The 23,927-nt window shown below is 35.6% G+C and carries 20 protein-coding genes, 2 tRNA genes and 3 rRNA genes; 8 read left to right on the top strand and 17 right to left on the bottom strand.

Annotated features, from left to right (window positions below; translation table 11 throughout):
• Positions 1–215 precede the first annotated feature (215 nt).
• The 4 genes from ACEN92_RS00125 to rpsF all read right to left on the bottom strand — a co-directional run bounded on the left by ACEN92_RS00125 (position 216) and on the right by rpsF (position 1,961).
• The gene (locus ACEN92_RS00125) at positions 216–689 is read right to left on the bottom strand and encodes a DUF6495 family protein (protein ID WP_495640341.1); all 474 of its coding nucleotides are present in this window, start codon (positions 687–689) and stop codon (positions 216–218) included.
• 121 nt (positions 690–810) lie between these two features.
• Positions 811–1,251: a 50S ribosomal protein L9 gene (rplI, locus tag ACEN92_RS00120; protein ID WP_495640340.1), complete on the bottom strand. Its 441-nt coding sequence runs from the start codon at positions 1,249–1,251 to the stop codon at positions 811–813.
• A 66-nt stretch (positions 1,252–1,317) separates the two neighbouring features.
• Entirely contained in the window at positions 1,318–1,614 is a 297-nt protein-coding gene (gene rpsR, locus ACEN92_RS00115) for a 30S ribosomal protein S18 (protein ID WP_007138295.1), read from the bottom strand.
• Between the two features lie 5 nt (positions 1,615–1,619).
• Complete coding sequence (gene rpsF, locus ACEN92_RS00110) at positions 1,620–1,961, bottom strand: 30S ribosomal protein S6 (protein WP_007810575.1); 342 nt, start codon at positions 1,959–1,961, stop codon at positions 1,620–1,622.
• Positions 1,962–2,137: 176 nt separating this feature from the next.
• Here rpsF and ACEN92_RS00105 point away from each other — a divergent pair, with 176 nt between their 5' ends.
• Positions 2,138–2,836 (top strand): LytR/AlgR family response regulator transcription factor, encoded by a 699-nt coding sequence (locus ACEN92_RS00105; protein ID WP_495640339.1) that lies wholly within the window; start codon positions 2,138–2,140, stop codon positions 2,834–2,836.
• Positions 2,837–2,841: 5 nt separating this feature from the next.
• Here the strand turns inward: ACEN92_RS00105 and priA are convergent, their stop codons facing one another.
• Genes priA through nadC form a run of 5 tightly spaced genes read right to left on the bottom strand, consistent with a single transcriptional unit; the run spans position 2,842 to position 8,335 of the window.
• A complete protein-coding gene (gene priA / locus ACEN92_RS00100) occupies positions 2,842–5,289 on the bottom strand; it encodes a replication restart helicase PriA (RefSeq protein ID WP_495640338.1) in 2,448 nt (815 codons plus the stop codon).
• A gap of 26 nt (positions 5,290–5,315) precedes the next feature.
• Positions 5,316–6,062, bottom strand: coding sequence for a subclass B1 metallo-beta-lactamase (gene bla-B1-FLAV, locus ACEN92_RS00095; protein ID WP_495640337.1), 747 nt, complete (start codon positions 6,060–6,062; stop codon positions 5,316–5,318).
• Between the two features lie 18 nt (positions 6,063–6,080).
• Entirely contained in the window at positions 6,081–6,512 is a 432-nt protein-coding gene (locus ACEN92_RS00090) for a DUF2147 domain-containing protein (protein WP_495640336.1), read from the bottom strand.
• Between the two features lie 5 nt (positions 6,513–6,517).
• Positions 6,518–7,438, bottom strand: coding sequence for a YihY/virulence factor BrkB family protein (locus ACEN92_RS00085; RefSeq protein ID WP_495640335.1), 921 nt, complete (start codon positions 7,436–7,438; stop codon positions 6,518–6,520).
• A gap of 39 nt (positions 7,439–7,477) precedes the next feature.
• On the bottom strand, positions 7,478–8,335 hold the full coding sequence (gene nadC / locus ACEN92_RS00080; RefSeq protein WP_495640334.1) for a carboxylating nicotinate-nucleotide diphosphorylase: 858 nt from the start codon (positions 8,333–8,335) through the stop codon (positions 7,478–7,480).
• Positions 8,336–8,528: 193 nt separating this feature from the next.
• Here nadC and ACEN92_RS00075 point away from each other — a divergent pair, with 193 nt between their 5' ends.
• The 4 genes from ACEN92_RS00075 (at position 8,529) to ACEN92_RS00060 (ending at position 11,383) form a co-directional block, all read left to right on the top strand.
• Entirely contained in the window at positions 8,529–9,629 is a 1,101-nt protein-coding gene (locus ACEN92_RS00075) for a DNA alkylation repair protein (RefSeq protein WP_495640333.1), read from the top strand.
• Positions 9,630–9,811: 182 nt separating this feature from the next.
• Positions 9,812–10,693, top strand: a complete 882-nt coding sequence (locus ACEN92_RS00070; RefSeq protein WP_495640332.1) for a pirin family protein — start codon at positions 9,812–9,814, stop codon at positions 10,691–10,693.
• Between the two features lie 3 nt (positions 10,694–10,696).
• A complete protein-coding gene (locus tag ACEN92_RS00065) occupies positions 10,697–11,092 on the top strand; it encodes an OsmC family protein (RefSeq protein ID WP_495640331.1) in 396 nt (131 codons plus the stop codon).
• A gap of 6 nt (positions 11,093–11,098) precedes the next feature.
• Positions 11,099–11,383 carry a GNAT family N-acetyltransferase gene (locus tag ACEN92_RS00060; RefSeq protein WP_495640330.1) on the top strand — a complete coding sequence of 95 codons (285 nt, stop codon included), beginning with the start codon at positions 11,099–11,101 and terminating at the stop codon, positions 11,381–11,383.
• On the opposite strand, the gene ACEN92_RS00055 is transcribed toward ACEN92_RS00060, so the two are convergent.
• The 3 genes from ACEN92_RS00055 to ACEN92_RS00045 all read right to left on the bottom strand — a co-directional run bounded on the left by ACEN92_RS00055 (position 11,380) and on the right by ACEN92_RS00045 (position 13,640).
• A complete protein-coding gene (locus tag ACEN92_RS00055; protein ID WP_495640329.1) occupies positions 11,380–12,327 on the bottom strand; it encodes an ABC transporter ATP-binding protein in 948 nt (315 codons plus the stop codon). The two genes, ACEN92_RS00060 and ACEN92_RS00055, sit on opposite strands and share 4 nt — an antisense overlap.
• 103 nt (positions 12,328–12,430) lie before the next feature.
• Positions 12,431–13,126 carry a YiaD family glycine zipper/OmpA-like lipoprotein gene (locus ACEN92_RS00050; RefSeq protein WP_495640328.1) on the bottom strand — a complete coding sequence of 232 codons (696 nt, stop codon included), beginning with the start codon at positions 13,124–13,126 and terminating at the stop codon, positions 12,431–12,433.
• 13 nt (positions 13,127–13,139) lie between these two features.
• On the bottom strand, positions 13,140–13,640 hold the full coding sequence (locus ACEN92_RS00045; RefSeq protein ID WP_495640327.1) for a hypothetical protein: 501 nt from the start codon (positions 13,638–13,640) through the stop codon (positions 13,140–13,142).
• Positions 13,641–13,822: 182 nt separating this feature from the next.
• Here ACEN92_RS00045 and htpG point away from each other — a divergent pair, with 182 nt between their 5' ends.
• The 3 genes from htpG (at position 13,823) to ACEN92_RS00030 (ending at position 17,395) form a co-directional block, all read left to right on the top strand.
• Entirely contained in the window at positions 13,823–15,706 is a 1,884-nt protein-coding gene (gene htpG / locus ACEN92_RS00040) for a molecular chaperone HtpG (RefSeq protein ID WP_495640326.1), read from the top strand.
• A gap of 169 nt (positions 15,707–15,875) precedes the next feature.
• Positions 15,876–16,292: a hypothetical protein gene (locus tag ACEN92_RS00035; protein ID WP_495640325.1), complete on the top strand. Its 417-nt coding sequence runs from the start codon at positions 15,876–15,878 to the stop codon at positions 16,290–16,292.
• The gene (locus tag ACEN92_RS00030; protein ID WP_495640324.1) at positions 16,289–17,395 is read left to right on the top strand and encodes a hypothetical protein; all 1,107 of its coding nucleotides are present in this window, start codon (positions 16,289–16,291) and stop codon (positions 17,393–17,395) included. The genes ACEN92_RS00035 and ACEN92_RS00030 overlap by 4 nt, the downstream gene beginning before the upstream one ends.
• A gap of 448 nt (positions 17,396–17,843) precedes the next feature.
• On the opposite strand, the gene rrf is transcribed toward ACEN92_RS00030, so the two are convergent.
• The 5 genes from rrf to ACEN92_RS00005 all read right to left on the bottom strand — a co-directional run bounded on the left by rrf (position 17,844) and on the right by ACEN92_RS00005 (position 23,080).
• Positions 17,844–17,953: ribosomal RNA gene (rrf, locus tag ACEN92_RS00025) — 5S ribosomal RNA — on the bottom strand.
• Positions 17,954–18,094: 141 nt separating this feature from the next.
• Positions 18,095–20,977, bottom strand: a 23S ribosomal RNA gene (locus tag ACEN92_RS00020).
• Positions 20,978–21,159: 182 nt separating this feature from the next.
• Positions 21,160–21,233, bottom strand: a tRNA-Ala gene (locus ACEN92_RS00015).
• Positions 21,234–21,370: 137 nt separating this feature from the next.
• Positions 21,371–21,444: transfer RNA gene (locus ACEN92_RS00010), tRNA-Ile, on the bottom strand.
• 122 nt (positions 21,445–21,566) lie between these two features.
• Positions 21,567–23,080, bottom strand: a 16S ribosomal RNA gene (locus ACEN92_RS00005).
• The 16S, 23S and 5S rRNA genes sit together here with 2 tRNA genes alongside, the layout of an rRNA operon.
• Positions 23,081–23,927: the final 847 nt, after the last annotated feature.

The raw sequence follows: 23,927 nt of genomic DNA, 5'->3' as shown, positions 1-23,927 counted from the left end.
TAACTGAATATCAAAATTAGGATTATTTTTATTGAAAAAACAGTAAAAACCTAAAGATTTAAAAATCAAAATCACTTACCTGTGTATAAACTTGATTTTCTGTGCAGTATTTTTTTTAAAGAACAGGGTAAAAAATAGAAGCACAAACAAAAAGCAAATAAAAAAGGTAAAAAACTAGATACTAGCATTTTACCTTTAAATATATTTTTAAAAAATTATGACTCTATAATTGTATTTATTTGTTTAAACAATTGCCCATCGCTCAAAAAAGCTCCTTGTCGGATCAATTCAAAAATACAAGAATTACGATCTTCAGTAAAAACTTTTTTTCCGACCTTCATTTCAATTGTTTCCGTAAACATATTATCACTCAACCATTGTAAACCGGTCTGGGTCAAAAAATCTGTTTCAGGAACTAATGATTTCAAAACTATTGATTGAACATGTGTTTCAAAACATTTAAACAAAAAAATATGGTTTTTAGAAAAATGCTCCAGAAATTCAGCTCTCGATAAAACACCTTCCCAAATTAAATCTGAAAAAACATCCAATTCCTGTTCGGCAACTTCCGGTTTATTTACTTTTATAGAATCCCATTCTGCTTTATCAATTGCCTGAGCAGCTAAAAAATTAGTAAATTCTGTATGCAATTCATCAAATTGCTCTTTCGTTAATCTTGCATATTTCATTTTTCATAAGCTTTATGCCTTATGCTATAAGCCATAAGCAAATAACATTAAGTTTTATAATTATTCCTTTAAACAAAAAAATCCCGATTCTCATCGGGATTTTATATTGCAATTAAAACTATTACTTTTCAGCAACAATTTCGTATGGTAAATCAACAATAACATCTCTGTGTAAACGGATGCTTGCAGAATATTTTCCAGTACGTTTTACGATACCGCTAGTGATGAATTTTCTATCGATAGCGTTACCTGATTTCTCCAAAGCTTCAGCAATGTCAATGTTCGTGATAGAACCAAAAAGTTTCTCTCCACCAGCTTTTGCAGTAAGTTTAATTTCAAGCGATTTTAAAGTATCAGCTAATGCTTTAGCATCAGCAACAACTTTAGCCTCTTTATGTGCTCTTTGTTTTAAGTTTTCAGCCAATACTTTCTTTGCAGAAGGTGTAGCTAATTGTGCAAACCCCTGAGGAATTAAAAAGTTACGACCGTAACCAGCTTTAACTGATACGACATCATCTTTAAAACCTAAGTTTTGTACGTCTTGTTTTAAAATAAGTTCCATGTTGTTGTCCTTTATTTGAGAAGTTAGGTTTCATTTGACCGAAAACCAACAACTATTAATTTTATATTATTTTAATAAATCGGCCACGTATGGCATTAAAGCCAAGTGACGAGCTCTTTTTACAGCTACAGACACTTTTCTTTGGTATTTTAAAGAAGTTCCTGTTAAACGACGAGGAAGAATTTTTCCTTGCTCATTAACAAATTTCAATAAGAAATCAGCATCTTTATAATCAATATATTTGATTCCTGATTTTTTGAAACGACAATACTTTTTAGTTTTGTTAGTTTCAATATTTAAAGGCGTAAGATATCTGATATCCCCGTCTTTTTTTCCTGAAGCAGATTGTTGTAATGTTGCCATGATAATTAAGCTTTTGTAGATTTAAGTTTTGCTCTTCTTCTTTCAGCCCAAGAAATAGCATGTTTGTCAAGACTTACAGTTAAGAAACGCATAACTCTTTCGTCACGTCTAAATTCAGTTTCAAAAGCAATCAGAACTTCTCCAGCTACTTTGAACTCAAATAAGTGATAAAAACCACTTTTTTTGTTTTGGATTTCGTAAGCCATTTTTTTCAGACCCCAATCCTCTTTTGATACCATTTCAGCTCCTCTACTAGTAAGAAATTCTTCAAATTTCGTTACTGTTTCCTTTACCTGAACTTCAGATAAAACGGGATTTAAAATGAAAACAGTTTCATAATGATTCATAAATACAATATTTATTTGTTAAAATTGGGTGCAAAAGTAACCATAATTTTTAAATAATCAACATATTTTTTCATTTATTCGTTGAAAAGCAAAAAACAGTCTTTCTTTTTAGTTTTTTTTCCAAAAAAATGATACATTTACTTATACTATCCTGATTTATTAAAATTTAAACTGTTATGAAACTAAACTGTGTTGTTGTAGATGATAGTTCTATACAGAGAGCGATTATTGCAAAATTAGCCAACAACCACCCTGGTTTACACCTAGTTGGAGACTTTTCGAATGCAATCGAAGCAAAAAGCTGTATCTCTTTAAACAATATCGATTTGATATTTTTAGATATCGAAATGCCTGTTATTAATGGATTTGATTTTCTGGATGGTCTAAAATCAAAGCCTCAAATTATATTTATCACCTCTAAAGCTGAATATGCCTTAAAAGCTTTTGATTATGATGCTACGGATTATCTTCAAAAACCTATAGCTGTTGATCGTTTTAACGCTTCTGTAAAAAGAGCAATTGACATGCATTTACTTAAAAAAGATATTAAAGAAGAAGAAGGAGAACACATTTTTATAAAAAGCAATCTGAAAAAACTTAAAATTTTCACTGCAAAAATTAAATGGATTGAAGCTTTTGGAGACTATGTAAGAGTCGTTACAGAAGATGACAGCAATTTAGTTTTATCAACAATGAAATCTTTTGAAAATGATTTATCCAAAGACAAATTTATTCGTGTTCACAAATCTTATATTATCAATATTGATAAAGTAGAACGTTTTAATAGCAAATTTGCAGAAATTGGGATTACTAAAATTCCTTTAAGCAGAAATAAAAAAGAAGATTTGGTAAGAGCATTATCGACATCTCCTTAATGTGTTTAATAAAAATCTACATTAACAATAACTTTTATAGCTCTATATTGAGCTACAGCCTCAAAACTATTCAGCATTTTCTGAATAGTTTTTTTTGTACTTCCTAATGGCAGATTTTGCGGAATCTTAATTAATATCGTACGTAAATATTCATTTCTGATTCTGCTTATAGCCGGTTCTTCCGGACCAAGAACAGGCATATTTAAGTTTTGACTCAAAACCTGATACAGCCACATTGAGCCTTCTTTCAATTTATCAAAATCTTTATGCTTTAAAGTCAGCTTAATAATCCTGAAATAAGGAGGATACTTATAAATCTGACGATCATATAATTGCTCCTTATACATACCTATATAATTATGGGTTGTAACTTGTTGAATAGTATTATGGTTTGGATTATAAGTCTGAATCACAACTTTTCCTTGTTTTTCAGCCCTTCCCGCTCTTCCTGCAACTTGTGTCATCATCTGAAAACTGCGTTCAAAAGCTCTAAAATCAGGATGATGCAGCATATTATCAGCATTCATGATCCCAACCAGGCTCACATTATCAAAATCTAAACCTTTTGCGAGCATTTGTGTTCCTACCAAAATATCAATTTCTCTGTTTTTGAAAGAATCTATAATCTTTTCAAAACCAAATTTTCCGCGAGTCGTATCCTGATCCATTCTTCCTGTTTTTGCTTTCGGAAAAAGTGATCCTAATTCTTGTTCAATCTGTTCGGTTCCAAAACCTTTTGTTGTCAGATCAATGCTCGAACAGCTATGACAATGTGTGGGTTTTGCAATTGCATAGCCGCAATAATGGCATCGCAATTGATTTTTATGCTTATGAAAAGTCAAACTTACATCGCATTGCTGGCAATGAGGTACATGACCACAAGTCATACATTCTATTATAGGCGAATATCCTCTTCTGTTTTGAAACAAAATCACTTGTTCACCTAACGATAAGGCTTCGGCAATTTCTTCAATTAAAAGATCACTAAAATGACCTGTCATTCTTTTTCTGAAATGTTTGTCTTTTAAATCAACCAAAATAATTTCAGGCATTCGAACATTATTGTAACGCTCAGAAAGCGATACCAAACCATATTTATCCGTTTGGGTATTAAAATAAGTCTCTATACTTGGTGTTGCCGATCCCAAAAGTACTTTAGCTTTATGAAGACTGGCTAAAACTATTGCCGAGTCACGAGCATGGTATCTCGGAGCCGGGTCAACCTGCTTAAAAGTCTGTTCGTGTTCTTCATCTACAATCAGCAATCCTAAATTAGCAAACGGCAGAAACAAAGCCGACCTTGCCCCTATCACAATCTGTGCTTTATCAGCATTTTCAAGTGTTTGTTTCCAGACTTCTACTCTTTCGTTGTTACTATATTTGGAATGAAAAACAGCTATTTTATCGCCAAAATGAAGTCGCAAACGAGAAACCAATTGTGTTGTAAGTGCAATTTCCGGCAACAAATACAAAACTTGTTTTCCTAATGCTAAATATTCTTCAATCAGCTTTATATAAATTTCAGTTTTGCCGCTTGACGTTACACCATGAAGAAGGCAAACTTCTTTTTCAATGAAGTTTCCTTTAATTTCTGCAAAAGCTATTTTCTGGGCTTCACTTAATTGTAATTGTTTTTCAGAAGCTTTTCCTTCAAAAGAAACCCTGTCGTGCTGCAAATAGTATTCTTCAAAAATTTCTTTTTCGATCAAAGATTTTACTGTTGTTGAAGATGAATTTGAAACTTCAACGAGTTTTTTGACTGTTATTGGCTTTTTTTCGGAAGCTGAAATCTGAAAATAAGCCAGAACAATCTCCTTTTGTTTAGTGGCATTTTTCAACACTTCCAATAATTCTCCTAAACCTTGATCAGAATCGTATTTAGAATGTAATTTCACATATCGAATCAATTTTGGTTTATAATTTTCTTTTATTTCTTCTTCTAAAACAATGATATCTTTTGTCATCATTTTTTGAAGTATCGGAAAAATATTTTTCTTGCTTAAAATTGAAATAATATCCTGAACTTTCAAAGAACTCTGTTGCTGCAAAGCTTCATAAATCAAAAACTCTTCATCAGAGAGTTCATTCTGGTTTACAGAAATATCTGTTTTATGCGAAATAATCGTTTCACTTTCCAATAATAACCCACTGGGAAAGGCCCCTCTGTAAACATCTCCAATACTACACATATAGTAATTTGCCACCCAAAGCCAATGTTTGATCTGCGTTTCTGTAGCAATTGGTTTTTCGTCTAATATTTGATGAATCTCTTTGGCTTTATATAAGTTCGGAGCATTTTCATGAATATCTAAAACAAGTCCTGTATAGATTTTACTTTTAATAGGCACTGCCACCCTCATTCCTTTTTTAATAAAATGGAATTCAGCCTCAGAAACACGATAAGTAAGAGGTTTAACTAAGGAAAGTGGTAAAATAACTTCGACAAAAAACATGTGATTTTTTTATGGGATTGAGAGAATTACTTTTTTTTCGAAAGTTCTTCAGCATTATAATCCTGAACCAATTTCAAAGTATGTTGTAAAGAGGTTGGATCTTTCCAATCTTCATGACCGGGAATACTATATTTTGGATTTTTAAATTTTGACTTCACTTTTTTAATAGATTGCTCCCATTCTTTTACATCAGCATCTCCTAAATAACCTAAATCTTCTGCTTCAGTACTTTTTATAAAACAACCTCCGTAAAGTATTTTTTTCTTTTCAAACCAAACCACAATATTGTCAGGAGCATGTCCTTTTCCGGGATAATATACTTCGAAAGCATGTTGTCCGACATTAAAAATCGTGTCATTCGGAATTACATATCCGGCTCTTGGTTCCTTATTTTTCTTTAAAATTTCATCAGTAAGCTTTGCAGTATAGGTTTTAATTCCTTTTTGTTTATAAAATCCAATACCACCTGCCCTGTCCTCATGAGAATGTGTTGCAAAATACATTATAACTTCTTTATTATGTTTTGCTTTTATACTATCTAATAATGGCTGAAATTGTGCTTTATCCCAGGGAGCATCAAACATCACAACACCTTTATCAGTAACAAGATACATAGCATTTGCAGAAATTCGGGTTCCTTTATAATCATGAAAGGTTTTATAAATATAAAAGTCACCTGTGAGATGACTTATTGGTAATTCCGAATTCTTAGATTGTCCAAAACTATTAGATAGTATTGTTAAGAGTAAAATTATCGATGCTAATTTTTGCATATTGAATTACAAAAAAAATTATTTTTTTACTCTTGTCCAATATTGAGTTCTTCCCATAATGGCAATTCCAACAAATCCTCTAAGTTTTAGCTTATCCGGAGAGTCTAATGTAATGTAACATTTATATTTTTTCCCGTTTGTCGGATCTAAAATTGTACCTCCACTATACTCATTACCTTCTTTTTTTAATCCGTTGATAATTACCATACCTAAAATTGGTTTGTTTTTTTCTGCGCCATCACATTCTGTACATATATCTTTTTTGTGATCTGCCCTGAGGATTGCTACCACTTTACCATATAATATTCCTGATTTCTCATAGATTTCAACAATTGATTTTGCCTGACCTGTTTCATCATCAATCGTTTTCCATTTGCCTATAACACTTTGGCTTTGAATAGTGCCTAATGTCAGAAAAAATATCCCAATCGTTAATATCCAATTTTTCATAATTTTTATTTATTTTTTTGTCTTAATTTCCTGATAGTGGCATTCAGTTCAAATCCCAAAAGCAGAATCATACAGTTAATCCAAATATAAAACATTAGAATTAATAATGTGCCAATAGAGCCATAAAGTTCATTGTATTTTGAAAATTTTATAACCCAAATCCCAAAAAAGAACGAAGATATAACAATTAAGACGGTTGTAAAAACAGATCCTATACTAATAAATGGCACTTTATTATATTGTCTGGTTCCATAACGTAATAATATTGAAGAAGTTATCAAAATCATTAACATTACAAACAAATACCTGCCTAAAATAATAAGTGGTATTCTGTCACTAAGCACATCCTGAATGATTGTTTTTTGAATAAAAACCTCAAATACAACAATAGTGGCAACTGTAACAAACAATATAATTGTCATGACAAGTGATATTGCTATTGCTACCAAATATTGACTAAAAAAACCCCGTTTATCAAAAACATGTTTAGACGATTCGAAACCGCTAAGAATTCCGTTAATACCATTTGCCATCAAAAAAATAGAAAGCAAAAAACCTGATGATAACAAGCCCGAGTGACTGTTATTTAAAATATCACTGATAATTTTACTAATCGCATCATAGGTATTGGGCGGAACACCTTGCTGGACAAATTGTAGAAAATCTGCCTGAAATCCTTCAATTGGAATAAATGGAATTAAGTTTAAGATAAACAAGGCAAAAGGAAACAAGGCCATAAAAAAGCTGAAGGAAACAGCACTTGCATGATATGAAAAAGCTCCTTCCAGAATTCCAAGAACATACATTTCAAGCAAATCGTATAACGAAAAACCTTCCAGCCATGGCAATTTTATCTTTTTAAGTAAATGCGCCACATAACGTAATAATGGAATTTTATCAATCCGATCTTCTATCTCTTGAGACATACTTGATTTTTTAGACTTAGATTATTCTTTGGATTTAAATTAAAAAGCCTTTAAGCTTAAATCCATGTTATTAACTGAATGAGTAAGGGCTCCTGAAGAAATGTAATTTACACCACATAAAGCATATTCACGAATAGTTTTTTCGTTGATATTTCCTGAAGATTCTGTCTGGCATTTCCCGCCGATTAATTGCACTGCCGTTTTGGTATCTTCATAATTAAAATTGTCTATCAAAATTCTGTGAACTCCGTCACTTAGCAAAATTTCACGAATTTCATCCAGATTTCTGGCTTCAACAATAATCTTCAAATCTAAATTATTATTTTTCAGGTACTCTTTGGTTTTCTTTATTGCAAGCGTAATTCCACCGGCAAAATCAATATGATTATCTTTTAACATTACCATATCATAAAGTGCAAACCGATGATTTTCACCACCTCCAATTTTCACTGCCCATTTTTCAGCTGCTCTAAAATTTGGAGTTGTTTTGCGTGTATCTAATATTTTTGCTCCGGTTCCTTCCAGAAGCTGAACGTAATGATTTGTTTTTGTTGCAATTGCCGACATTCTTTGCATTGTGTTCAAAACCACTCTTTCTGCCTTTAAAATAGCCTGAGAGCTTCCTGAGACTTCAAAAACAACTTCTCCGTATTCTACGTGTGATCCATCTTCAGTAAAAGTTTTAATCTTTAATGCAGGATCCACATATTCAAAAATCATTTTTGCAAGCGCAACACCTGCAATAATTCCCTGATCTTTAACTAATAATTTAGCTTGTCCGTGTGCCGATTCAGGGATACAAGCTAATGAACTATAATCACCTGTGCCTACATCTTCCCGAATTGCATTGCTAATTAATAATTGTAATTCGGATTGAAATTGTACTTCGCTAATCATTTTCTCTAAATTTTATAAGATGCTAAAATAGGATATATTTTGTGTATTTGAAAGTTTCGATTGGATTTTAAAAATTATAAGACATTCAGTAATTTATAAAAAATCCGGATTTATTTCTTAATTAAATTAATGCTTTTATGACTCAAAAAATTAAGGAACATTAAATATCTTTGAAGTTCATTCAAACAAAATTATGGGATTAATTAAAGATATATACTCTGTTGCTTTCTACGAAAAATTCAGTCAGGCTGTAGCCGAAGTGCATCCGGCATTCAATAAACAAAAATTTATCGATACTATTTATGAAGGTGATTTTGCTCAAAAGGAATGGAAAGACCGGATGAAACATACAACAGTCGTTTTTCATAAGTTTATGCCTGAAAATTTTCCGGAAGCAGTACAATTAATTGATAAAATCATTGAGAATCTCAGAAAGAACAAATTTACGGATGACAATCTGGCTTTTATCTTTTTTGCCGATTATATTGAAATGTATGGCTTAAATGATTTTAAAACTTCAATGAAAGCTTTTGTTTCGATCACACAATTCATTAGCTGTGAATTTGCGGTCCGTCCTTTCATTTTAAAATATAAAGAAAAAATGATTGATGAAATGGTAAAATGGTCATTACACGAAAGCCCTAAAGTCCGCCGGTTAGCCAGCGAAGGCAGCCGGCCGAGATTACCGTGGGCAATGGCAATTCCGTTCCTGAAAAAAGATCCGGTTTCAATTTTACCAATTTTAGAAAATCTTAAAAATGACTCATCAGAATATGTCAGGAGAAGTGTTGCTAATAATTTAAATGATATTGCTAAAGATAATCCGGGAATTGTACTGGAAATTGCCGCAAAATGGAAAGGATTCAGCAAAGAAACTGATGAAATTATTAAACATGGCTGTCGAACTTTATTAAAACAGGGACATCCTGAAATTCTGGGTCATTATCGATTAGAAAGCACTAATATTGAGCTTTCGTCTTTTAAAATTAAAACACCAATAGTAAAGATTGGAAATTATTTACAGTTTGAATTTCATTTAAACAATAAAAATGACGAAGCAAAAACAGTTCGTTTAGAGTATGCTGTTCATTATAAAAAGGCAAAAGGGCATTTAGCTAAAAAGGTCTTTAAAATCAGTGAAAAAACATATCCTTCAAACCAATTAATTAAAATTGAGAGAAATCAATCTTTCAAAATAATTACCACTCGTGTCTTCCATACCGGAATTCATGGATTATCAATTATCATTAATGGAACTGAGAGCGAAACTTTAGAATTTGAATTAATCAGGTAATATATTGACACCAATTGATTGGTGAAAATTTGTGCAATTCATGTTATATTTTGAATTCTACCTGGAATGATTAAAATTTGATTCCTTACTTTTATATATATTACCAAAACGATTTTTCTTAATCTAAATTAAGTTACAGATTGAGACCACAACTGTAATTTTGTTTTCAAATACAATATATCATGTCAAACATTAGCTTAATTATCGAAGAACGTGCCGCCAATATTGGCAATTTTATGGTAGGGAGATTACTTCCTTTCCGTGAAAAAAGAGCTGTTGGGCCTTTTGTGTTTATCGACCATATGGGACCGGCACATTTAAACCAATATCAAAATATGGACGTTCCTCCTCACCCGCATATAGGACTTTCTACACTGACTTTTTTATTTGAAGGAAGTATAATGCACCGTGACAGTTTAGGAACCGAATTAGAAATAAAACCGGGTGCTGTAAACTGGATGACAGCAGGAAAAGGAATTGTACATTCTGAAAGAACGCCGGAATATTTAAGAAGTTCTGATAAAATGCTTCACGGATTACAAATTTGGGTTGCTCTTCCAAAAGAATTGGAACAAATGGATCCGAATTTCACTCATGTTGAGGCTGACGATATTCCGGGTTGGGAAGAAAACGGTGTTTCTTATAAATTAATTGCAGGAGAAGCTTTTGGTAAAAAATCACCTGTTCCGGTTTATAGCCCGTTGTATTTTATTGAAATTAAAAGCGAAACATCTCAAAAAATAAATATCGGAAATCATTTATTTGGAGAAAGCGGCTTATATATTTTGGAAGGAAGCATTAAAAACGGAGAACATATTTACGATCCGAAACAAATTCTGATTACTAACGACAGTACCCTTTGTGAGTTCGAAATTACTGCAAATTCTACCGTTTATATTTTTGGTGGAATGCCTTTCCCTGAAGAACATTTTATCTTTTGGAATTTTGTTTCTTCAGACAAAGAATTAATCGAAAAAGCAAAAAAAGACTGGACAGCACAAACTTTCCCAAAGGTTCCCGGAGAAACTGAATTTGTTTCTTTACCAGAGCCTAAAATAAGATAATTTATGAACACTATATCAGCACAAATTGATACACGTTTGTATCGCACCGAAATAATATCAGCCAGCGGTAATATTGTAATTGCAGACGAACCTCAGGACATTGGAGGTAAAAATTTAGGATTCAGTCCCTCTGAGCTTTTGGCATCGTCATTGGCGTCATGTACGCTGATTACTTTACGAATGTACATTAACCGTAAGCAGTGGGAGGTTTCCGAAATTAATATTAAAATTGATTTTCAAAGAGACGCAGAACAAAACGTTTCTTTATTTACCCGAAAAATAGAAATCATCGGCAAAATTGACGAAATTCAAAAACAACGATTAGAAACGATTGCAAACAGCTGCCCAATTCATAAAATATTAACCCATTCAATAGAAATACAAACTACATTAATATAATTTATCATGGAAATACAACAAATTAACGACATAAGAAAAGGATACTTTCAAGCAACTGAAGATGAAAAACAAGCTGGGAAAATGACCTATACCTGGGCCGGAGATTCAAAATTTATTATCGATCATACCGAAGTAAATGAAGATTTTAACGGAAAAGGTGTTGGTAAAAAACTGGTAATGGCAGCTGTTGAATATGCCCGAAACAATAATTTAAAAATCATTCCGCTTTGTCCTTTTGCAAAAAGTGTTTTTGACAAAAAGAAAGAGATTCACGATGTATTATTTCATTAAGAATTAAGTCCTATAAAAACTGAAATTTCCAAAGGCAAATCAAATTCACTTTCAAAAAATATCAATTGTCTTTTGTAAACAGATTCTATTAAATAATGATTTCCCCTGAAGTAGGTTCTTCTGATTTTGACTTCTAAATCAGAGTTTTCAACCATAATTAACTGATGGGGATATACTAATAATTTTTCGTTTTGATCATCAGTAAGTTTTAATAAATGAGTCGGAATTTCGTTTACTTCACCAAATAGTGAAGCCACATATTTAGAAGGAGGATTGTTATAAATTACTGTAGGATTACCTTTTATAATGACTTCTCCATTTCTCATTACAATAGCTTCATCTGCAAATGACAAAGCATCTGTACTGTCATGTGTGGCAAGAATACAGGTAATTTTTTTTTGCTTCAGATATCTGAATAAATTTCGTCGTAAAGCATTTTTACGAAAAGCGTCAATTTGACTAAAAGGCTCATCCAGTAAGATCAATTCTGGTTCTAAAGCTAAAACCCGAACCAAAGCCACTCTTTGCTGTTGTCCCCCACTTAAAAATTTCGCTTTTACATTAGCAAATTGTTCCATCTCTACCATTTCAAGTAATTCCTGAACACGAAGCTTTTTCATATTGGCAAAACCATTAGAAAGGAACTTTCCAACATTTTCTGCAACGGTTTCATAAGGAGATAAATCAAAATCCTGTGCCAGGTATTTCATATAAGGCATTCCCGGAATCAAATTATGTTTGGGTCCCAAAACAGGCTTTTCTTCATAAAAAATCTTACCTTCATCTAAATCATACAAACCATATATAAGTTTAAGAAGTGTGCTTTTCCCACAACCACTTTCACCAATAATAGCAATATTCTGGCCTTTATTTATTGTAAATGATACGTTATTGATAACAGGTTTTTCGGTATACGAAAATGAAATATTTTGAATGTCAAGCATGAGTCTTAATTGAATGTCAAATTTACAATCTTTAATTTCGAAAGCAAAAAAAAAGCTGCTTCAATTACGAAACAGCTTTCTTAAAATTATATTGTGCCAAAAATTATTTTGCAGCTTCAGCTTTAGCGTCATTTACCATTTTGTCATTTGCCGTAATAGCAAATTCAACACGACGGTTTTGAGTTCTTCCTTCAGCAGTATCATTTGAAGCAATCGGATCAGCAATTCCTAATCCTGTAGTTTTAAATCTGGACGATTTTAAACCTTTAGATACTAAGTAATTTTTTACAGATGCTGCTCTTTGTGCAGAAAGATTTAAGTTATATTCTGCTTTTCCTGTGCTGTCCGTATAACCGTAAATATTAATATCAGTATCTGCATATTCGTTAAATACAGGAACTAATTTATCCAGATTGGCTTTAGCCTGAGAAGTCAAAGTTGATTTGTTTGTATCAAACCGAACCGCGTTTTCATTCAATGTTAATTTGATTCCTTCTCCCACTCTTTCTACTTCTGCACCTGGTAAAGCCTGATCAATTTCACGAGCCTGCTTGTCCATTCTGTTTCCAATAAGAGCTCCTGTTCCACCACCTACGGCAGCACCAATAGCAGCACCTAAAGCTGTATTTCCACCTTTACCCAAATTATTCCCTAAAATACCTCCAATAACACCACCGGCTACTGCGCCAATTCCGGCACCTTTTTGGGTATTATTTGCATTTTTTACTGAATCGCAACTTGCAAAAAAACTAACTAATACAAGTAAGCTGCTTAATCCTAAAACTGTTATCTTTTTCATCTTTTTTTTATTATTAATTAGCTCTTTGAAATTGGTATGTTACGTCTTTAGTTTGTCCTCCTACTGAAATATTATCGATCAGCTGAAAAGAGTTTTCAGTCAATCCGGCAACTTTTAATAAGTAACCTTCTCTAATATTTTTAGATTTCGTTCCTGCTTCAACAATCTTAAGAACAAAAAGTCCTTCCTTATTTATACTCCAAACAATTGGCGAACTAAAAGCCGGACAATTTGAAGAAGTTAAAGTCATTGTTCCTTTATTGTTATTCGAAATAAAATTCCATGTACTTCCAATAAAACATTTAGAATCGGCAATATCAAAAGAATTTACTTTGATATAATCTGATCCTGCATACGATACATTTGTAATCACCCAATTTCCTTTAATAGCTACCTGAGTTGGTCTGTCGAGTTTTTTAGAAATTGTCGTGTCAGTGGTTGCTGCGCTTGAGGATGCAGACTTACATGCAAAAACCAATGTGGCTATTATGCATAAAAAAAGAATTTTCTTCATTGTTCTATCAATTAATTTTAGAATTATTACTCTTACAAAGGTACAATTCAAAAAAATAAATTTGTTTTATAATTGACATTTTTTCTTTCAAAATTAACATTTAAGACAATTTGTCACTTCTATAAAAATGGTACTCTATTTGAACAACTGAAAGGCATAACTTTAAACTAAATTTTTAAAATATGACAACAGGTAAAATTAATGTTTCGGTAGAAAACATCTTCCCTTTAATCAAAAAATTCTTATACAGCGATCACGAAATTTTCTTGCGTGAGTTGGTTTCAAATGGTACTGATGCTACTTTAAAATTAAAACACCTTATTAGTATTGGCGAAGCAAAAGTAGAATACGGAAATCCCGTTATCGAAATCAAGGTTGACAAAGAAGGCAAAAAAATCCACATTATTGATCAGGGATTGGGTATGACAGCTGATGAAGTAGAAAAATACATTAATCAGGTAGCTTTTTCAGGAGCTGAGGAATTTTTGGACAAATACAAAGATTCAGCCAAAGATTCGGGAATTATTGGTCATTTTGGTCTTGGTTTCTATTCTGCATTTATGGTTGCTGAAAAAGTAGAAATCATTACAAAATCATACAAGGACGAGCCTGCAGCATACTGGACATGTGACGGAAGCCCTGAATTTACTTTAGAGCCAGCTGACAAAACTTCACGCGGAACTGAAATTATTCTTCATATTGCCGAAGATTCTCTTGAATTCCTGGAAGATTCTAAAATCAGTAGTCTATTAAATAAATACAACAAGTTTATGCCTATTCCGATTAAATTCGGAACAAGAACAGAAACACTTCCGAAACCGGAAGATGCTCCTGAGGATTATGTAAACGAAACTGTTGAAATAGATAATATCATCAATAATCCAAACCCGGCGTGGACAAAACAGCCAACAGAATTATCTGATGAAGATTACAAAAACTTCTACCGAGAATTGTATCCAATGCAGTTCGAAGAGCCATTGTTTAATATTCATTTGAATGTTGATTACCCTTTTAATCTTACTGGTATCCTGTATTTTCCAAAATTGGGTTCTGACATGCAAATTCAGAAAGATAAAATTCAATTGTACCAAAACCAGGTTTACGTTACAGATAACGTAGAAGGAATCGTCCCTGAATTTTTAACAATGCTAAAAGGTGTTATCGATTCCCCGGATATTCCGTTGAATGTTTCTCGTTCCGGTTTACAGGCTGATGGGGCAGTTAAGAAAATTTCAAACTATATCACTCGTAAAGTAGCTGATAAATTGAAAGCTTTATTTAATGAAAACCGTACTGATTTTGAACAAAAATGGAATGATATTAAAATCGTTTTGGAATACGGAATGCTTTCAGAAGATAAATTCTACGAAAAAGCGGGTGCATTTGTATTATACCCAACCGTTGACAATACTTATTTTACTCTTGAGGAATTAAAAGAGAAAATAAAAGAGAATCAAACTGATAAAGACGGAAAATTAGTTGTTTTATATGCAGGAAATAAAGATGCACAGCACTCTTATATTGAGACAGCAAAAGAAAAAGGTTACGAAGTATTACTTTTAGACTCTCCTATTATCTCGCATTTGATTCAAAAAATTGAAGGTGACAATAAAGACTTGACTTTTGTTCGTGTCGATTCTGATCATATTGATAACTTGATTAAAAAAGACGAAAATACCATTTCAAAATTATCAGATGAAGAAAAAGAAAGTCTAAAAACTTCATTAGAGGCTTATATTCCAAAAGCTTATAGTGTACAATTGCAAGCCATGGATAGTCAAGCTGCTCCATTTATCATCACTCAGCCGGAATTCATGCGCAGAATGAAAGAAATGAGCCAATCAGGCGGTGGCGGAATGTTTGGAATGGGCAATATGCCGGAAATGTACAATCTGGTTGTAAATACCAATTCAGATCTGGCATCTAATATTTTGAATACCGAAGATAAGGCAACACAAGAAAGTTTGGTTAAACAGGCTTTAGATTTGGCAAAATTATCTCAAAATCTATTAAAAGGAGAAGAACTTACTGCTTTCGTAAAGAGAAGTTTTGATTTGATTAAATAGACATTTTTGTTATGCGATTTATGAAACCTGCAAATGCAAATTTGCAGGTTTTTTGTTATTATTATTTTCATATTAATTGAAAAATAAATTACATGTATCTGCACTGAATTTGAAGTATTTGTGTAACTTTATTCTGTATAAAAATCATGTAAAATCTTATTTAAGCATCATGGAAACTTTCGAAACCAAAGAAGCCAAACAATCAAAATTATTTTTAGAAGTTAATTTTGATTATAAATATTTATCGCGAACCTGGGTAGAGAAGGAAAAAATTGGAACATGGAAAAAAACCACTATAAATGATTCGAATCCTGGTGATGGCAATATCAATTTTTTTGAAGTTGGAAAAACCATAGATTTTAAAGATAAACAAAGAATCATCATAATAACATACTTTGATTTGCAGAAAGTAAAAGATACGGATGATTTTATACAAAAATTAAAAATACATTATCATTTGGTGGAAGATGATGACCAACCCGGAAGTTTTTATGTCAGCAAAATATACAAGTGCGTGAAAGAAGAAATCATTATTTCAGATGATAAAACAATTCTGTTAGTAACCAAAATAATTGAAATCAAATGAAAACGAAATTAATAATAGTCTTGTTTTTAGTTACTTTAAAAATCTTTTCGCAAGAATCAAATACTATTAAAATAACTGATTTAGAGTTACCTAATGCTCCTGCTTTTACAATACTGGATTATTCACCTACTATTATAAGTACTCCATCTACAACTCAGGCTTTTACCTTGAGTTTAATTAATAGTGTCAACTCAAGTAAAGGATTCCCTACCGATTATGCATTAGAATTTACACCTTATTGGGTGTTTGCCAACAAAGGAAGAAATTTAACTGATTATGTCATTAAGGAAAATCAAAAAAGTTATTCTAAGCCTTATAAGAATCTTTCGTTTTCATTGGCTTCAGTAAAAAAAGATACAATTCAAAATGTATCTATTGGGGTCCGAGCCAACCTTTTAACGGTAAACAGAAAAGAGAGACAGGAATCTATTGATAAGTTACTTTTGAAATTGGGAAGATTTAAGGAAATTACAGATCAAAAATTAACTCTTGACCAAAACCCATATGAATCCGGAACAGCTGAGTACAATCAATGGAATTTAAATCAGATTAATAAATTATCAAAACTGGAGGAATATAAAAAACTGACTACTGACATTTATGCTGTAGTTGATACATTAGAAGCATTAAAACCAATATTCACTGCAGACATTGCTACGGCTTATAATCATTTTTTTGATAAAAATGAATTTAAATCCGGAAAATTTGGACGATATGGCGCATGGCTTACATTGAATGCAAATTTTAAATTAAGTAAAACCAATAACAATTATCTTAACATTTATCAATATTCCCGATATTTAATTGATGAAATGACTTATAATAGCAATCTATTATCTTATAAAAAAGAAAAAAACTTTGATATAGGTGCAAAAATTGAATTACAATTGAATGATTTTGCCATTGGTTACGAATATATTAATCGAACGAATCAAAAGGACAATTATAGATCAGTTGGTAATCTTAAATATAAGATAAATGAAAGGTTTACCATAACCGGAGGGTTTGGTAAAAATTTTGAAAAAACAGATAATCTGGTCTCATTTTTAGGAATAAGTTGGGGTATAGCGGCTAATAATGAATTAGATATTGTTGAAAAATAATTCTTTTACAATATAATCCGATTTTCTTTTTAGAACATTCCTAAATCCATTTTGAAATTGTTATATAAAAAAATACTGTTTCTATCCTTGCTATGATTGACAGTATCAACAATCTTGAATTATTTGATAAAAATGAATTCAAGTTCTTCTTATATAAACAAACAAACTGTTAATTCTTTTCAATGCAAGAATAAAACGTTTAGGTTCGAATTAAGTGGTGTAAGAAATATAAATTCTTTCTTTTATACTTATTATCATGCATAATTTTTATACTATAAGTTTGGAATTAATTCTATAAAATATCTATATCTCATTTTGAAATTCCAAAAGATTCATAAACAAAAAGACCTGAGGCTTTATGGAACAAGGTGACGACGGATTGGTTTAGGCCAATACGTTGTTCCAATAAAAAAAATCCCCATCAAATACATGATGAGGATTCTTAAAAGAAAGGCGACGACATACTCTCCCACATAACTGCAGTACCATCTGCGCAGGCGGGCTTAACTACTCTGTTCGGGATGGGAAGAGGTGAGCCCCGCCGCAATAACCACCTTAAGGTCGTTGTTACTTGAGGTAACTTTTTAATTGACAATTGACAATTGATAATTAAAACAATATCTTAACATACTGAGATAAAGAAAGTTTTTATATTTTAGAAAGTTTCTTCCCCCCGGTTTGCACCGGGGAGAAAAGGGTGTACATAAGCTTACGGATTATTAGTACTACTCGACTATGACATTACTGCCTTTACATCTATAGCCTATCAACGTGGTCATCTTCCACGATCCTTAAAAGAAATCTCATCTTGTGGTGGGTTTCGCGCTTATATGCTTTCAGCGCTTATCCCTTCCAAACGTAGCTACTCTGCGATGCTCCTGGCGGAACAACAGATACACCAGAGGTTTGTCCAATTCGGTCCTCTCGTACTAGAATCAGATCCACTCAAATTTCTAACGCCCACAGTAGATAGAGACCGAACTGTCTCACGACGTTCTGAACCCAGCTCGCGTGCCACTTTAATGGGCGAACAGCCCAACCCTTGGGACCTTCTCCAGCCCCAGGATGTGACGAGCCGACATCGAGGTGCCAAACCCCCCCGTCGATATGAGCTCTTGGGGGAGATCAGCCTGTTATCCCCGGCGTACCTTTTATCCTTTGAGCGATGGCCCTTCCATGCGGAACCACCGGATCACTATGCTCTACTTTCGTACCTGATCGACCTGTATGTCTCTCAGTCAAGCTCCCTTATGCCATTGCACTCTACGCACGGTTACCAAGCGTACTGAGGGAACCTTTAGAAGCCTCCGTTACTCTTTTGGAGGCGACCACCCCAGTCAAACTACCCACCAAGCAATGTCCCCCGCAAAACGGGGTTAGGCCTCAGATAAACAAAGGGTTGTATTTCAACAATGACTCCACAACGCCTGGCGACGCCGCTTCAAAGTCTCCAACCTATCCTACACATCATTTATCCAAGGTCAATACTAAGCTATAGTAAAGGTGCACAGGGTCTTTTCGTCCCACTGCGGGTAAACGGCATCTTCACCGTTACTACAATTTCACCGAGCTCATGGCTGAGACAGTGTCCAGATCGTTACACCATTCGTGCAGGTCGGAACTTACCCGACAAGGAATTTCGCTACCTTAGGACCGTTATAGTTACGGCCGCCGTTTACTGGGGCTTCAATTCAATGCTTCTCCGAAGATAACATCTCCTCTTAACCTTCCAGCACCGGGCAGGTGTCAGGCCCTATACTTCATCTTACGATTTTGCAGAGCCCTGTGTTTTTGATAAACAGTCGCCTGGACCTCTTCACTGCGGCCAGCATTGCTGCTGGCGACCCTTCTCCCGAAGTTACGGGTCTATTTTGCCTAATTCCTTAGCCATGAATCTCTCGAGCACCTTAGGATTCTCTCCTCAACTACCTGTGTCGGTTTACGGTACTGGTACTAATTACCTGAAGTTTAGAGGTTTTTCTTGGAAGCCCTTAGGCGCACTATCTCTTTGTCCGAAGACTCCGAGTACTATCGTATTTCCCCAAGCCGCGTGGATTTGCCTGCGCAGCTTATAGGTAGGTACTTCAACGAACTATTCCGTCAGTTCGCGGCGCTTTCATCACTCCGTCACCCCATCACAGTAATTAGTAGTACGGGAATATTAACCCGTTGGCCATCGACTGTCCCTTTCGGGTTCGCCTTAGGACCAGACTAACCCACAGCTGATTAGCATAGCTGTGGAAACCTTAGTTTTTCGGTGTGCGGGTTTCTCGCCCGCATTATCGTTACTTATGCCTACATTTTCTTTTCCAGCCGGTCCAGCATACCTTACGATACACCTTCAACCCTGCTGGAATGCTCCCCTACCACTTACAGTAAACTGTAAATCCATAGCTTCGGTAATACGCTTATGCCCGATTATTATCCATGCTCGTCCGCTCGACTAGTGAGCTGTTACGCACTCTTTAAATGAATGGCTGCTTCCAAGCCAACATCCTAGCTGTCTGGGCAGACAAACCTCGTTCTTTCAACTTAGCGTATATTTGGGGACCTTAGCTGATGGTCTGGGTTCTTTCCCTCTCGGACTTGGACCTTAGCACCCAAGCCCTCACTGCTGAGAAACATTATATAGCATTCGGAGTTTGTCAGGAATTGGTAGGCGGTGAAGCCCCCGCATCCAATCAGTAGCTCTACCTCTATATAACTTAAATTCAGCGCTGCACCTAAATGCATTTCGGGGAGTACGAGCTATTTCCGAGTTTGATTGGCCTTTCACCCCTACCCACAGGTCATCCGAAGACTTTTCAACGTCAACCGGTTCGGACCTCCACTGTGTGTTACCACAGCTTCATCCTGCCCATGGGTAGATCACACGGTTTCGCGTCTAACACTACTGACTAAAGCGCCCTATTCAGACTCGCTTTCGCTACGGATCCGTGGCTTAACCACTTAACCTTGCCAGCAACGTTAACTCGTAGGCTCATTATGCAAAAGGCACGCCGTCACCCCACGAAAGGGCTCCGACCGCTTGTAAGCGTATGGTTTCAGGATCTATTTCACTCCGTTATTCACGGTTCTTTTCACCTTTCCCTCACGGTACTGGTTCACTATCGGTCTCTCAGGAGTATTTAGCCTTAGCGGATGGTCCCGCCAAATTCAGACAGGGTTTCACGTGCCCCGCCCTACTCAGGATACCACTATCCATTACACTCGTTACCCATACGGGGCTATCACCCTCTATGGCTCAGCTTTCCAGCTAATTCCGGTTCCTTGTGCATAAAATCTCGTGGTCCTACAACCCCAGCCATGCCGTAACATCACTGGTTTGGGCTAATCCGCGTTCGCTCGCCACTACTTACGGAATCACTTTTGTTTTCTTCTCCTCCGCCTACTTAGATGTTTCAGTTCAGCGGGTTTGCCCACCTATCGGTGTACTATGTCTTCAACATAGTGGGTTGCCCCATTCGGGTATCTGCGGATCAATCAATGTGTGCTTGTCCCCGCAGCTTTTCGCAGCTTATCACGCCCTTCATCGCCTCTGAGAGCCAAGGCATCCCCCATACGCCCTTATTTTGCTTATTGTACCAATCTTAAAATTAATTAAGACCGTTTTTTTTGTCTCTTGCTATAAATAGCAAAAAACGCTTTCTACTTTTTATTATTTTCTTATCTCAATATGTCAATGAACTTTACAGCTTTAGGCTTTAAGCAATACGCTTTAAGCTTTTAGCTTATGGCCTACAGCTTATAGCTTACGGCCTTTGTGGAGAATAACGGAGTCGAACCGTTGACCTCCTGCGTGCAAGGCAGGCGCTCTAGCCAGCTGAGCTAATCCCCCAATTTTCTTATGAGTTATTAGTTATGAGTTATGAATTTTCAGCTCATAAGGTCTCAACCCTAGAATTTCCTTTTTTTTAAGCTTACAGTCTTTTTTAACTTATAACTCATAACTTATGACTCATAACGCTAAAATAGTAGTCCCGGGCAGACTCGAACTGCCGACCCCTACATTATCAGTGTAGTACTCTAACCAGCTGAGCTACGAGACTCTGTTTTACTTAAAATTTATTATTTGAACTAACAGCAAGAGTAAAATATTCTCAAAATCAAAACCTTTAAAGCTTCTTCTTTTTTCCCCATCGTGTGCAAGCACTAACAATTGGGGCTCTAGAAAGGAGGTGTTCCAGCCGCACCTTCCGGTACGGCTACCTTGTTACGACTTAGCCCTAGTTACCAGTTTTACCCTAGGCAGCTCCTTGCGGTCACCGACTTCAGGCACCCCCAGCTTCCATGGCTTGACGGGCGGTGTGTACAAGGCCCGGGAACGTATTCACCGGATCATGGCTGATATCCGATTACTAGCGATTCCAGCTTCACGGAGTCGAGTTGCAGACTCCGATCCGAACTGTGACCGGTTTTGTAGATTCGCTCCTGGTCGCCCAGTGGCTGCTCTCTGTACCGGCCATTGTAGCACGTGTGTAGCCCAAGGCGTAAGGGCCGTGATGATTTGACGTCATCCCCACCTTCCTCACAGTTTGCACTGGCAGTCTTGTTAGAGTTCCCGACTTGACTCGCTGGCAACTAACAACAGGGGTTGCGCTCGTTATAGGACTTAACCTGACACCTCACGGCACGAGCTGACGACAACCATGCAGCACCTTGTAAATTGTCTTGCGAAAGTTCTGTTTCCAAAACGGTCAATCTACATTTAAGCCTTGGTAAGGTTCCTCGCGTATCATCGAATTAAACCACATGCTCCACCGCTTGTGCGGGCCCCCGTCAATTCCTTTGAGTTTCATTCTTGCGAACGTACTCCCCAGGTGGGATACTTATCACTTTCGCTTAGCCACTGAGATTGCTCCCAACAGCTAGTATCCATCGTTTACGGCGTGGACTACCAGGGTATCTAATCCTGTTCGCTACCCACGCTTTCGTCCATCAGCGTCAATCCATTAGTAGTAACCTGCCTTCGCAATTGGTATTCCATGTAATCTCTAAGCATTTCACCGCTACACTACATATTCTAGTTACTTCCTAATAATTCAAGTCTGGCAGTATCAATGGCCGTTCCACCGTTGAGCGATGGGCTTTCACCACTGACTTACCAAACCGCCTACGGACCCTTTAAACCCAATGATTCCGGATAACGCTTGGATCCTCCGTATTACCGCGGCTGCTGGCACGGAGTTAGCCGATCCTTATTCTTACGATACCGTCAAGCTCCCTCACGAGGGAGTGTTTCTTCTCGTATAAAAGCAGTTTACAATCCATAGGACCGTCATCCTGCACGCGGCATGGCTGGATCAGGCTTGCGCCCATTGTCCAATATTCCTCACTGCTGCCTCCCGTAGGAGTCTGGTCCGTGTCTCAGTACCAGTGTGGGGGATCTCCCTCTCAGGACCCCTACCCATCGTAGCCTTGGTAAGCCGTTACCTTACCAACTAGCTAATGGGACGCATGCTCATCTTTCACCGTTGTGACTTTAATTATAAAATGATGCCATTTCATAATACCATGAGGTATTAATCCAAATTTCTCTGGGCTATCCCTCTGTGAAAGGTAGATTGCATACGCGTTACGCACCCGTGCGCCGGTCTCTCTGCCCGAAGACAAATACCCCTCGACTTGCATGTGTTAAGCCTGCCGCTAGCGTTCATCCTGAGCCAGGATCAAACTCTTCATCGTATATTGTTGATTTGATTTGCATCAAATCGTATTGTTATTCGAATCAGTCTCTATCGGTTCTTTTCAATCTCTCGATTATCTTACTCTTTATTCTTGTGTTTTGAAATCTCTCTCAAAACGGCTGTCAATTCAATATGTCTACGAACGTGTATTTCTTTTTTGTTTCGCTTTTCGTTTATCCCTCAAAGCGGGTGCAAAACTACAACTTCTTTTTTAATTAGCAAGAACTTTTTAAAGTTTTTTTTGAAACTTTTTTTTCGCCTCATTTCTTTATAATTCTCACCAATCTATCAAGGAACTTCCGATGTTTTGCGGGGTGCAAAGGTAACATCCGTTTTCAAATCCCACAAGCTTTTTTGAATCTTTTTTTGAAAAAATTTTTCAGTATCAATTCGTATGCTTGTCAGTATTTAAAGGAACGTCTGTCGCTGTTGCGGGTGCAAAAGTAGCACCTTTATTTACATTTGCAAGACTTTTTATTATATATTTTCCACCTTTTTTCAATCTTTTTCTTAACTCGCTGATAACACAAAACTTACGCTTCCCTCTTTTTTGGCATTTATAGGAATTTTCAGCATCACTCTGTCCTTGCCGCAGTCAGCCCCTATCGGAAGTGCGGCTTTTACGGACTCCACACAGCAGCGCTTTCTTTTCTGTGAGCCTTGCACGGGGCCAATCAGGCCAGGTTTTGGGGATTTATCTTTGAAATGGTGCCCGAAAAGGTGCTGTGGCGGATTTTTGCTATGTTTTCCTGGTTCCCCTAAAGGCGCTGAGTTTCCCGCCATACCGGGGGTTCCTTTTGGAAACTAGCGCCATAGCCCCGATCGAAAACGGAAATCCTTTTGCT

The organism is Flavobacterium sp. Flavsp81 (genome assembly GCF_059491325.1).
This window is presented reverse-complemented; position numbering and strand designations above follow the sequence as displayed.

Bases quoted from the DNA above. Each gene is read 5' to 3' on its own strand.
- ACEN92_RS00055 (WP_495640329.1), bottom strand. From the start codon at position 12,327: ATGCTTGACATTCAAAATATTTCATTTTCGTATACCGAAAAACCTGTT.
- rpsR (WP_007138295.1), bottom strand. From the start codon at position 1,614: ATGGCAACATTACAACAATCTGCTTCAGGAAAAAAAGACGGGGATATC.
- ACEN92_RS00030 (WP_495640324.1), top strand. From the start codon at position 16,289: ATGAAAACGAAATTAATAATAGTCTTGTTTTTAGTTACTTTAAAAATC.
- bla-B1-FLAV (WP_495640337.1), bottom strand. From the start codon at position 6,062: ATGCAAAAATTAGCATCGATAATTTTACTCTTAACAATACTATCTAAT.
- priA (WP_495640338.1), bottom strand. From the start codon at position 5,289: ATGTTTTTTGTCGAAGTTATTTTACCACTTTCCTTAGTTAAACCTCTT.
- ACEN92_RS00045 (WP_495640327.1), bottom strand. From the start codon at position 13,640: ATGAAGAAAATTCTTTTTTTATGCATAATAGCCACATTGGTTTTTGCA.
- ACEN92_RS00065 (WP_495640331.1), top strand. From the start codon at position 10,697: ATGAACACTATATCAGCACAAATTGATACACGTTTGTATCGCACCGAA.
- ACEN92_RS00060 (WP_495640330.1), top strand. From the start codon at position 11,099: ATGGAAATACAACAAATTAACGACATAAGAAAAGGATACTTTCAAGCA.
- htpG (WP_495640326.1), top strand. From the start codon at position 13,823: ATGACAACAGGTAAAATTAATGTTTCGGTAGAAAACATCTTCCCTTTA.
- ACEN92_RS00070 (WP_495640332.1), top strand. From the start codon at position 9,812: ATGTCAAACATTAGCTTAATTATCGAAGAACGTGCCGCCAATATTGGC.
- ACEN92_RS00090 (WP_495640336.1), bottom strand. From the start codon at position 6,512: ATGAAAAATTGGATATTAACGATTGGGATATTTTTTCTGACATTAGGC.
- ACEN92_RS00105 (WP_495640339.1), top strand. From the start codon at position 2,138: ATGAAACTAAACTGTGTTGTTGTAGATGATAGTTCTATACAGAGAGCG.
- rpsF (WP_007810575.1), bottom strand. From the start codon at position 1,961: ATGAATCATTATGAAACTGTTTTCATTTTAAATCCCGTTTTATCTGAA.
- nadC (WP_495640334.1), bottom strand. From the start codon at position 8,335: ATGATTAGCGAAGTACAATTTCAATCCGAATTACAATTATTAATTAGC.
- ACEN92_RS00085 (WP_495640335.1), bottom strand. From the start codon at position 7,438: ATGTCTCAAGAGATAGAAGATCGGATTGATAAAATTCCATTATTACGT.
- ACEN92_RS00125 (WP_495640341.1), bottom strand. From the start codon at position 689: ATGAAATATGCAAGATTAACGAAAGAGCAATTTGATGAATTGCATACA.
- ACEN92_RS00050 (WP_495640328.1), bottom strand. From the start codon at position 13,126: ATGAAAAAGATAACAGTTTTAGGATTAAGCAGCTTACTTGTATTAGTT.
- ACEN92_RS00075 (WP_495640333.1), top strand. From the start codon at position 8,529: ATGGGATTAATTAAAGATATATACTCTGTTGCTTTCTACGAAAAATTC.
- ACEN92_RS00035 (WP_495640325.1), top strand. From the start codon at position 15,876: ATGGAAACTTTCGAAACCAAAGAAGCCAAACAATCAAAATTATTTTTA.
- rplI (WP_495640340.1), bottom strand. From the start codon at position 1,251: ATGGAACTTATTTTAAAACAAGACGTACAAAACTTAGGTTTTAAAGAT.